At 34.7% G+C, this 10352-nt stretch carries 5 protein-coding genes; 4 read left to right on the top strand and 1 reads right to left on the bottom strand.

Annotation, left to right across the window (positions count from 1 at the left end):
- Nucleotides 1–43: 43 nt before the first annotated feature.
- From G7Y42_RS14495 to G7Y42_RS14480, 4 genes are all read left to right on the top strand, one after another.
- Nucleotides 44–394: an LPXTG cell wall anchor domain-containing protein gene (locus G7Y42_RS14495; protein WP_165007469.1), complete on the top strand. Its 351-nt coding sequence runs from the start codon at nt 44–46 to the stop codon at nt 392–394.
- A 161-nt stretch (nt 395–555) separates the two neighbouring features.
- Nucleotides 556–777, top strand: coding sequence for a hypothetical protein (locus G7Y42_RS14490; RefSeq protein ID WP_165007466.1), 222 nt, complete (start codon nt 556–558; stop codon nt 775–777).
- 189 nt (nt 778–966) lie between these two features.
- A complete protein-coding gene (locus G7Y42_RS14485) occupies nt 967–1986 on the top strand; it encodes a DUF916 and DUF3324 domain-containing protein (protein WP_165007463.1) in 1020 nt (339 codons plus the stop codon).
- A gap of 341 nt (nt 1987–2327) precedes the next feature.
- Nucleotides 2328–9428, top strand: coding sequence for a WxL domain-containing protein (locus tag G7Y42_RS14480; RefSeq protein ID WP_165007460.1), 7101 nt, complete (start codon nt 2328–2330; stop codon nt 9426–9428).
- Between the two features lie 126 nt (nt 9429–9554).
- Here G7Y42_RS14480 and G7Y42_RS14475 read toward each other — a convergent pair.
- Nucleotides 9555–10352 (bottom strand): ISL3 family transposase (locus G7Y42_RS14475; protein ID WP_165038313.1); only part of this gene is annotated, 798 nt, incomplete at its 5' end.

Below are 10352 nucleotides of genomic sequence, written 5' to 3'. Positions count from 1 at the left end.
CTTTGAACTAAGAAGTGCACCTTAAAGAATAGGAGACGATAAGATGAAAAGAATGAGGACGTTGTTTATTCTGAGTCTACTGTCGCTATTCTTAGATGTAACGACAGTGACCGGTTATGCGGAAAGCAATACGGTCTCGGTAGAGGCCGGCATTCAGTTTGTGGAAGATCAGGGCAGTCATTCGGACTCTGATTCTACTAGTGAAGAGCCTTCCGATGAGACTGGTAGTAAAATCCCCAATGAGTCGGGAACAACTACAAATAGCTCAGCTGAAAATACAGGAGCATTGCCTAAAACGGGTGAGCGTCGTTCGATTATTTTACTGGTAATAGGAATTTTACTGGTACAAACAACGATGGCATGTATTTTCATAAGGAAGTATGGACGAGAGTAAACAAGAAATAAGGTCAATAATGAAATTTTAGTTCTATGTAGACAAACAAGAAGGTGGGTTTCTTTCAAGAAACCTACTTTCTTTTTACCTTTAAACTCTTAAATAGAAAAATTGGAATTTAAAAATGGACTTTATATTTGATAAAAGGAGGAAGACTTTGGGTGAATCGTATGTTGCCGTTAATAGATGGAAAAGGTAAGAAAATAAAAAAACTACAAAAAGGAGTGATTTATACTGGAAAGGTTAAAGAAAATTATATTCTTTTATTAAAGATAAATGAAATAGAAAGACACAAGCCTCTAAAAATAGGAAAGAAAGTTTTTAGTACTTTTAGTTTGGTAAATACATTCAGAGAGAAATTTATGAAACTAAATAGCTTTTAAATGACTGCTACTGACCATAATTACGAAGCATAATTTTTAATCTATGTGTTTTTTTATTAAAAGAGTCATATTTAACGATAAATAGTGCTGTTTTTTGAGACTATTTTTCTCTCTTTGTTAGTTAGAATGGTGAAGTAAAATATTAATGAATAAGATGTATTAAGTAAACAAAAAGGAGAATATAATAAAATGAATTCTAAAATAAAAGGGATAATTAGTTTATTCTTTCTTATCTTTTCTATATTTTCAATTAGTCCTAAAGTATTGGCAGAGGAAAGTGGAGGTTTTTCAGTATCCCCATTAGATCCAGAGACAGGTGAGGTCCAAAGTTCTTATTACGATTTAACTGTTGTTCCTGATCAAAAGTTAAAACTCCAAGTAGAAATCTACAATAGTTCAGACAAAAATATGAAAATTCAGGTTGAAACAAATACAGCATCAACGAATAACAATGGAATAACATCTTATTTAAAAACAGAACAACAAGATTCAAGCCTAAAAGTAGCATTTGACAAAATAGCTAAAGCAGAAACTGAGCAAGTGAACGTACCGGCAAAGGGTACAGCAGTGGCCAACATTAATATTGAGATACCAAAAGATGCATTTAAAGGAGAAATCTTAGGTGGATTAAGATTTACAGAAATAAAAACTGAAGAGGAGAAAAAACAACAAAAAAATGCTGTTGAAAATAATATTGCCTATACAATTGGAGTATTATTACATGAGTCAGATGAAGAAGTAGCTCCAGAAATGGCTCTAAATAAAGTTTTTACAGAACAACGTAATTCTAGAAACTATATTAGTGCTAATTTACAAAATAAGGCTCCGAGGATTATACGAGAATTGACTGTCAAAGCTCAGGTATATCAAAAAGGAACAGATAAGTTAAGTTATGAAGCTTCTAATGATGCTATGCGCATGGCTCCTAATTCAAATTTCAATTTTGGTATTAGTCTTGAAAATAAGAAATTTATTCCAGGAGAATATACAATGAAAATTTCTGGGACTGCAGACGGTGAACCATTTGATTTTAGTCAAGATTTTACAATTACGGCTAAAGAAGCAAAAGAATATAATAAAAATTCTGTATTTATAACAGATGAACCTAAAACTAATTATCTATTATATGTTTTGGGGATTTTACTTCTAATATTTATAGTAGTGTTTCTTTGGTTTATAAAAAATAAAAAAAAGGTTAGTAAAAAATAATCTAGTATGTAGAAAATCAAATTTATGAAAAGCTGAAATGTTGAGAGAGTAAGATAGGAGTTAAAAAATCTTCTATTTTACTCTTTTATTATTATAAATGATGATTCATGTGTCTAAAAATAAACGGGAGATTTTAATTTGTTAATAATTTATGTTTGAGAAAAACAAAACTCATAATTAGGTAAAAATAAACAAAAGAACTGATTCTTTTCATTCGAATACAATTGTTAGAATTACTGGGTAACTAATTTGAAAAATGGGGGAGAAAAAATGAGAATTAGAAATTAAATAATTCCTTTTTTCGTTTATTTTTTTAATAATTCAAGAAAGGAATTTATATTATGAAAAGATATTTAATTTTGGGATGTAGTATTTTAACTCTAGGTGGAGCGGCATATGCAGCGACTACGGATCCGGTAGCGGATATATTACATTCCATTGTTGAAAAACAAGTAAAGGCAGATAGCTTGGATAGTTTATCAACGGAAAATTTGTCACTAAAGGAAATTACCACGCACAAGAAAGGGAATGACTTTAGTACTTTGGTTCATCCTAAATATATAGATAATCAAATTGTAAAAGAGCATCAAGAAGAAATTAATAATTTAAATAAGCGGTTACAAGAAACAACTTTTGAAACTATTTTATCTTCCTTTGGAAGTGAAAAAGTAGGAACTATTCCGGATGGAGATGCGCATACAGGTGAATCGTTTGATCGAATTGGTTTAGAGGAAACGTATGCTCGCTTACAAAAAGAAGGAACGCCATTTTTTGAGGCATTTTTTACGGCATTTCCAGAAATCAAGCAAAAACAAGTTGAAGAACATTTCAATGAATTGCTATTTGTGGCAACGTATTTAGGGAAATGGTATGACGTTTCAATTGGCGAGAGTTCTTTGTGGGAATTGATGTATTTTGAAGGAGCAGAACTTACAGCAGATCAAAAATGGGAAATCGACCAAGTATTGCATTTCGCAGAAGAATTAAAGGCGAATAATTATGAAGCCTTATTGAGTAAGAATGTGGGAAATACATTTAAACAAACACAAGTTTATTCACAGTTTACAAATAAATCTTACAGTGAATTGATTGAATGGTTTGTTAAAAAAGAGACAGGAAGTACAGATTATTCTACATGGTTTTACGATTACTTTAACGGAGTCGTGAAGATGGATACGGCATTAACTGAAGAAGATAATGTAGGAATTTGGAATCGAAACGGGGCATTAAAAGAAAATTTACCTTATTTATTGACACAAAAACCCGGAAGTAACTTAACGTTAATTGAATCATACCGATTGTTAATGATAGCATCAGGAAATGACAAAGAAAAAGATGTTTTAAATGCCATACGAACAATCAAAAATGAAGAAGCGTTTTTCTATCGAACCTATGATCATAAGGAAGAAGTAGACTCTTCAATTGGACAGCTTGTTTTGTGGGCACCTAATTGGAATCTTTTAGATGAAACAGATGATTATGCTAAAAATTTACTATTACCGAGTGAAAACTTTAGTTCACACAATGCGAACGGTGCAGTTGGAGGTTATCAATATATCTCGCTGCAACAAAATGGTTATGATCCATCTACAATTGCACACGAATTAGGACATTCAATGAATGGTTTGTTAAGTGCTGGGGGAGAGTTTTTAACCACATTTATTTTTAATGTTGGTAGAAATACTGGTTCTTATATTAATACTTATGCAGATAATGAAAATATTGGATACGGAACGGATTATCCGATCAATTCAGATGTGAATGAAATCCAAACCAAAGAAGATTTAGTCACAATGACTAAAAACTCAGAGAATTTTATTTATGCGATGGATGCAGTAATTGCAGATGTAGTATTAGAGATGCCCCTGTCTGAACAAGTAAAATATATTCGTAAAGTTCCCATCAATGTAGATTCAGGAGTATTGGAAGGTATTTTTGATTCAAATACTTCATTCGATGCAAAACCATTAACAATTTCAGAATTAGAATCAATGAATCTACAAAGTATTGATGATTTAATCAATCACGGGTTGGTAATTATGGAACCGGATGATACCAATAACAATATTCTGACAAATCGAGGCCAAGGTTACGGCACTTCTCTGTCATATTCCAGTTACTTTTTAGCAAATGGAAAATTCTTTCAGCATACACATCGTATTATAAATACAATAGTATCTGAAGACGGATGGGAAGGATTTAAACGGTTTAATGTTTTTAATAATTCACAAAGTGATTGGAACTATGAAAACGTAGATGAACTGTCAATCAACTCATTAAGAGTAGCTTTAAATGACCCATCAGTCACTTATCGTTCTTACGCTCAAAAAAAATATCTAAAGAATCGAGAGACAGTAGGGAAAAAAGGCTTGAAGAGCATGTCTTATCTTGATCTTAAGAAAACATTTGAAAATTCAATCGATGATTTTTATCAAATCAAACAAAATCTTTACAAAGAGTATACTTCATTAACGAATTCCTTTAAAAATGATGCTTTCGGTTATGACGCTTCTCAAATCAAAGAAGTTAGTTCCTATGATGAATTACATGATGTAGTTACGGCAGATCCTAAAGCAACGATCTCAATTATTTCAGATTTTGAAGTTCCTACAAATGCTAAAGAAATTAAAAACTTTGAAGGAAACTTAAAAGGAAACGGCCATACAATTACTAATGGCATATCCGCATTGTTTGGTACTTTAAATAACGCAACAATTGAATCCTTAATTTTAAAAGATTTTACTATTAAGGATCAAGAAGCACATACAGGAATTTTATCGAATCAAGCAGAAACTGCTAGAATTAGAGATGTTCACGTGCTTAATAGCATGGCGAGTATCAAACAAGGAGTCAAATATTCGATTGGCGGTTTATTAGGAGAAGCTAAAAATAGTGTTATCAGTCAGTGTTCCTCTCAAGGCAATGAAATTGTAGGATCGTTTGCTGGAGGGATTGTAGGTTATGGTGAAAATACAAGTATCACAGATACGTACATCTATGAAGGAACAGTGACAGGAAATGAGGTAGGAGACCTTCGAGTTGGAGGGCTTGCGGGAAACTTTATCTCGGGAACAATTAAGAATACGTATTCTTCAGCTGACATAAAGAATGGTCAGGGGTTTATTGGCAGTACTTATAGTTATGGGACGCCTTCAATCGATGAATCTAATTCCTTTTCCATTGGCAATGTCGATGAAGACCGTCTGAAATTTATGGAAGAAGACAATAATTCAAAGACCTATCAAAATAACTATGAACTATCTACAGCTACAGGAAAATCGAGTGCTGGAATCACTAAATTAGATGTAAAAGCTATCGAAGAGACCACTCTCAAAGAGGAAAACTTTTACACCAAACAGCTTGGTTGGAATACGGAGAATATTTGGCAAACCGAGAAAGTCGCAAAAGGGACTTTACCTTATTTGAGAAATTCAGATCCAAGAAATTCTAGTGGGTATCAAGAACCATTTGTGTTTGAATGGGTGTCCTCAGTGAATGACCAATCAACGATTTTAGAGGGAAAAGTCAGTCAGAAAGCAACCATCATGATCTATGACGAGGGGACACAGATAGGGCAAGCAGAAACCACAGAAGATGGGAAATTTTCGATTCCAATTGAACCATTGATGGGGAATCATCAATTAAAGATTGTGGCTAAAACGAATACAGTGGAAGAAGAAACTTATCTACAAGTCCAAGGGACTGCCCCAACAATTAAAGGGAAAAAAGGACTCACTGTACCAGTAGGAGAGTATGGATTTAAACCAGAGGAATTACTTGAAAATGTAAGTGACCGATACGGGGAAGAAAATCTGACCTATACGGTAGATACGAGTAAGGTTAATCTAGGGCTTCCAGGAGAATATAACGTCATAGTAACCGCTGCGAATTCCATTGGTCGTAGTAGTACAATCAAAGTACCCGTGACATTACAGGATTACAATTCAATTGTTTTTCAAGGTTATGGGCCACAAGAGCGCTTCCGACTGGGGCTCCAAACAAGCAATAAAAAAATTCGTTTGGTAGAAAATACAGAGTTCACAACACAACTTGATAGTGGGACCGGAGCTTATATAAAAATTGAGCTATATGATCGAACAGGGAAGCTAAAAAAACAAGCATCTACCAATGCCGAAGATCTATCAGAAGTCTTAGTGAAAGCATTTGATCAAACTTCGTATGAAGAAGGTGATCTCCTAGATGTTTCCTATCTTCAACATTCACATAAAATGCAGTTTTATCAAGAGGGGGAAGTAGAATTACCTTTTGGAAGTTCAGGAAAAAATCAATTATTTACAATTAAAAATGATGAACTAGTTCGTCTAACGGACAATATGGTTCAAACTAAAGAGGTAACGACAGAAGTTGGAAGTCCAGTAGAAGTGGAAGAATTTGTGGATTCAGTGAATGAAGCCCTCTCTAATTTATCCGTTAGTTATTCATTAAATTCTGAGTTTAATCCAGGAAAAACAGGGGAACAAACGAATACGTTGACTGTCTGCTTCGGAGAACACTTCTCTAGAGAAATACCAATCAAGTTAACATATGTTTATGATAACAACATTTCTATTCGCTGTTATCGGGAAGAGGAACGTTTTATTTTAGGATTGAATGAAGATAATCGAACCATCAACTTTGTTACAGATACAAGTCAAAATACACAACTAGATTCTGGTTCAGGAGAATATTTGACAATAACTGTTACTGACAAAGAAGGAAAACAAAAGTATCAAATGAAAGCTAATGCGGAAGATTTAGCTAGTAAAATGATTGATTCATTGAATAGGAAATCTTACGAAAATGGTGATATTGTTCATATAAAACATACTTTTGATAATAAAGTACAATATTATAAAAATGGAGAAATTAAACTTGATTTTGGTTCGTGTAAAAAAGAAGAAATTTTTATGATTCAGAATGATGAATTAATTCGTCTAACGGACGATATGGTCCAAACTAAAAAAGTGACGACAGAAGTCGGAAGTCCAGTAGAAGCAGAAGAATTTGTGGCATCTGTCCATGAGGCATTTTCTGATATGTCTATCCATTATGCGTTGAAAGATTCGTTTAACCCAGGAAAAACAGGGGAACAAACGAATACTTTAGAAGTCTCCTTAGGAGAAGCTGTAACGCAAGAAATTCCAGTGAAATTGAACTATGTTTATGAGAATAATCTGTTAATGCGTGGGTATGCTTCTGAAGAACGATTTATTTTGGGACTAAACAAAAATAACAAAACTATTAATTTTGTAACAGACTCAGATCGGACCACTCAATTAAATGATAATCAAGGATTATTTGTTTCCGTGACAGTTTTTTCAAAAGAAGGGAAACAAAAGTATCAAATGAATGCGAATGGTGAAGATACACCTAGTGATTTAGTATCAATATTAAATGGTAGAACTTATGAAGAGGGAGATTGGATCCAAGTAAAAAATATATTTGATAACAAACTACAATTCTATCAAAATGGTGAGATTAAACTTGATTTTGATTCATGTAAAAAAGAAGAACTCTTTAGAATTCAAAATGATCAATTAGTCTATTTCTCTGACAATGTGATTCAAACTAAAGAGGTAACGACAGAAGTCGGAAGTCCAGTAGAAGCAAAAGAATTTGTGGCATCTGTCCATGAGGCATTTTCTGATATGCCGGTGCAGTATGGGTTGAAAGATCCGTTCAACCTAGGAAAAACAGGGGAACAAACGAATACTTTAGAAGTTTCCTTAGGAGAAGCTGTGACGCAAGAAATTCCAGTAAAACTGAACTATGTTTATGAGAACAATTTGTCTATTCATTGTTATTACGAGCAAGAACGATTTATTTTAGGGTTGAACAAACAAAATCAAACGCTAAATTTTGTGACTGATACAAGTATGGACACACCATTAGATTCAGGTGCTGGAGACTATTTGACGATCACCGTTCAGGACAAAGAAGGGAAACAAAAGTACCAAATGCAAGCCAACGCGGAAGATTCACCGAGTCAACTCATTAATGCATTAAATGGTAAAGCTTATGAAAATGGTGACCACATAACGGTTCAACATAAAAATAGTGGAAAAATCGGGTTATACGTGAAAGGGACTCTTCAACTAGATTATGGAAATAGTCAGAACAGTGAAGAATTTGTTATTCAAAATAATCAACTTCTTCAATACGACCCAGAAGCAATCAATGTCACGGTTAAAGAGGGGGAAACAACTGTTGGTGAAGCGGTTGAACCGAACGAGTTGATTGAAAGTGGACAATCTAATTATACGTATACTTTCGTAAAAGAACCCAATTATTACCAATATGGGGAACAAACCGTTCAAATAAAAGTAACAGATGATCAAGGAAAAACAACGGTTGTCGAAACTACGTTGGTTATCAAGCATGAATCAGAGCTAACGATTAGTACTAAAGACACGACGGATGAACGTCTAACTATCAAAATTGATTCAACGACACATCAGTTACAGGGAATTACCGATCCAAAGAATACAGCAGCCTTTTCTGCGACTTCTGAACCGGAGGTTCTTGTCATGTCCCTCTATAATCAGAACAATGAATTACGTCAAATGATTGCTTTGGATGGGGGAATGGCACCACAAGACTGTATGAACGAACTTTCTAAACAAACCGTTGAAATCGGGGACTATTTAACGATAACTAGTAAAGAAGGCGTGCCACAATCTCTTTATCGTGAAGGAACGAATGTTCAAACGACGAATGAATCAACTGGTACCTATCAAATTAACGCACAATGGCAATTTGAACCACGAAAAACACCAACACCACCTGATGAAGGTGGGAATGAAAACTCATCAGCGACGAAAATAGATGCCGACGTTTTGATCGAGTTTTCAAAAGATAATACTCCCGTACAGCCTGTTGATCCGAATGATCCAACAATCCCTGTCGATCCGACGGATCCGATCAATCCAATAGGTGGAGAACTCATGATCACCTATACCTCAAAATTAGATTTCGGTACCCACAAAAAAGGGGGAACATCATGGTTTGCTTATGGAGATAGGATGCAAGGAAATGTTCCGATAACACCATTTGTATCTATAAAAGATACCAGAAGTACGGATCGAAAAGGTTGGTCGTTGACCGCACAATTAGAAACGCCATTTGTCAATGAAAAAGGCCAGCCATTGAATGGTGCGGAGTTGCATTTTAGTCATTTGTATTCAGGAAATGGAGAACTCAACGCACCTGAAGTGACTGAAGGTGATTTAGTAGTAGACAAAGCTGGAGTAGAGATTGCACGAGCAACCGAGAAAAACGGTTATGGGCAACACTCGATCGGCTTAGGTAAGCTGCAGGCAGATAACACTACTAATGGTGTGGAATTGACTATACCGAAAGGGATAGCCAATGACAGTGGGAACTATCAAGCAACGATTCTTTACACTTTAACAGCTGATCCAACAGCTGCATTCAAAGAATAAAGAGCAAAAAACTCTCGTTAGAAATGATATTCTAATCGAGAGTTTTTTTTGCTCTTTGTCAAATCGGACTGATAAGGTCATCTATAAACATCAAAGTTAGTAAAAGTCACTAGCTTTGATGTTTTTTTATGTGTAGCTGATTAACCCGTTGATTAGAAAAATCCGCAAGCGCATATTGGTAAAACTTCGAAATCCATAAGCGATTCGTTTTAACGTTTTGATATGCGTGTGAAGATTCTCTAATTTTGCGTTAGAATATTTTTTCGAAAACGCTAGCTGAATCCCTTTTTCATATCTGAAAAAGGCTTTTTTGATGTAGTGAAGTTCCGAGGGAACTTCTTTGGGCATTTCTCGAAGTAGCTGGAAAAAAGTAGCTGGTTGTTTCTCGTGATAAGCGCTAAGCAGCTTTTGATAATACTGATAAGCCGTTTTAAGTTCAAAAGAGATTGAAAGTAGACGGTCAACTACTTCACTTTCTGTTAAATAGCGCCATTGAAAATTCTGCCATTTCTTGAATGTGGTGTAATCCAACTCATCTTCTGATTTTAGAAGTAATTTATGCAAAGATTTCAATTGTCGATAGTACTTGGCTTGTAAAGCATCTTTTCGATCCAACTGCTTCATCACGCGTTTTCGAATACGGTCGAAAAACTTGTTCAAGTGTTGCACAATATGGAAGCAATCAATGATGATTTGTGCATTTGGAAAGCACTCTTTGACTAATGAAAAATAAGGGGCATTCATATCTGTGACAATGTAGCGAACCCCCATCCGAGCTTTTCTTGTAAAACGCATGAAATAAGCAACCAAATCTTTTTTTCTCCGGCTGGGCAAGATGTCAAAGAGTTTCCCTGTCTCTCCATCCATACAAGAAAAGGAGAACTTCCCATAGGAAGTTGAAAGAGAGCGAAACTCGTCGAATAG

It is taken from the genome of Enterococcus sp. ZJ1622, assembly GCF_011038845.1.
Lineage (GTDB): Bacteria > Bacillota > Bacilli > Lactobacillales > Enterococcaceae > Enterococcus_B.
This window is presented reverse-complemented; position numbering and strand designations above follow the sequence as displayed.

What these genes read in the sequence shown, in the direction of transcription:
- G7Y42_RS14495 (WP_165007469.1), top strand. Translation starts at nt 44, where the DNA reads ATGAAAAGAATGAGGACGTTGTTTATTCTGAGTCTACTGTCGCTATTC.
- G7Y42_RS14485 (WP_165007463.1), top strand. Translation starts at nt 967, where the DNA reads ATGAATTCTAAAATAAAAGGGATAATTAGTTTATTCTTTCTTATCTTT.
- G7Y42_RS14480 (WP_165007460.1), top strand. Translation starts at nt 2,328, where the DNA reads ATGAAAAGATATTTAATTTTGGGATGTAGTATTTTAACTCTAGGTGGA.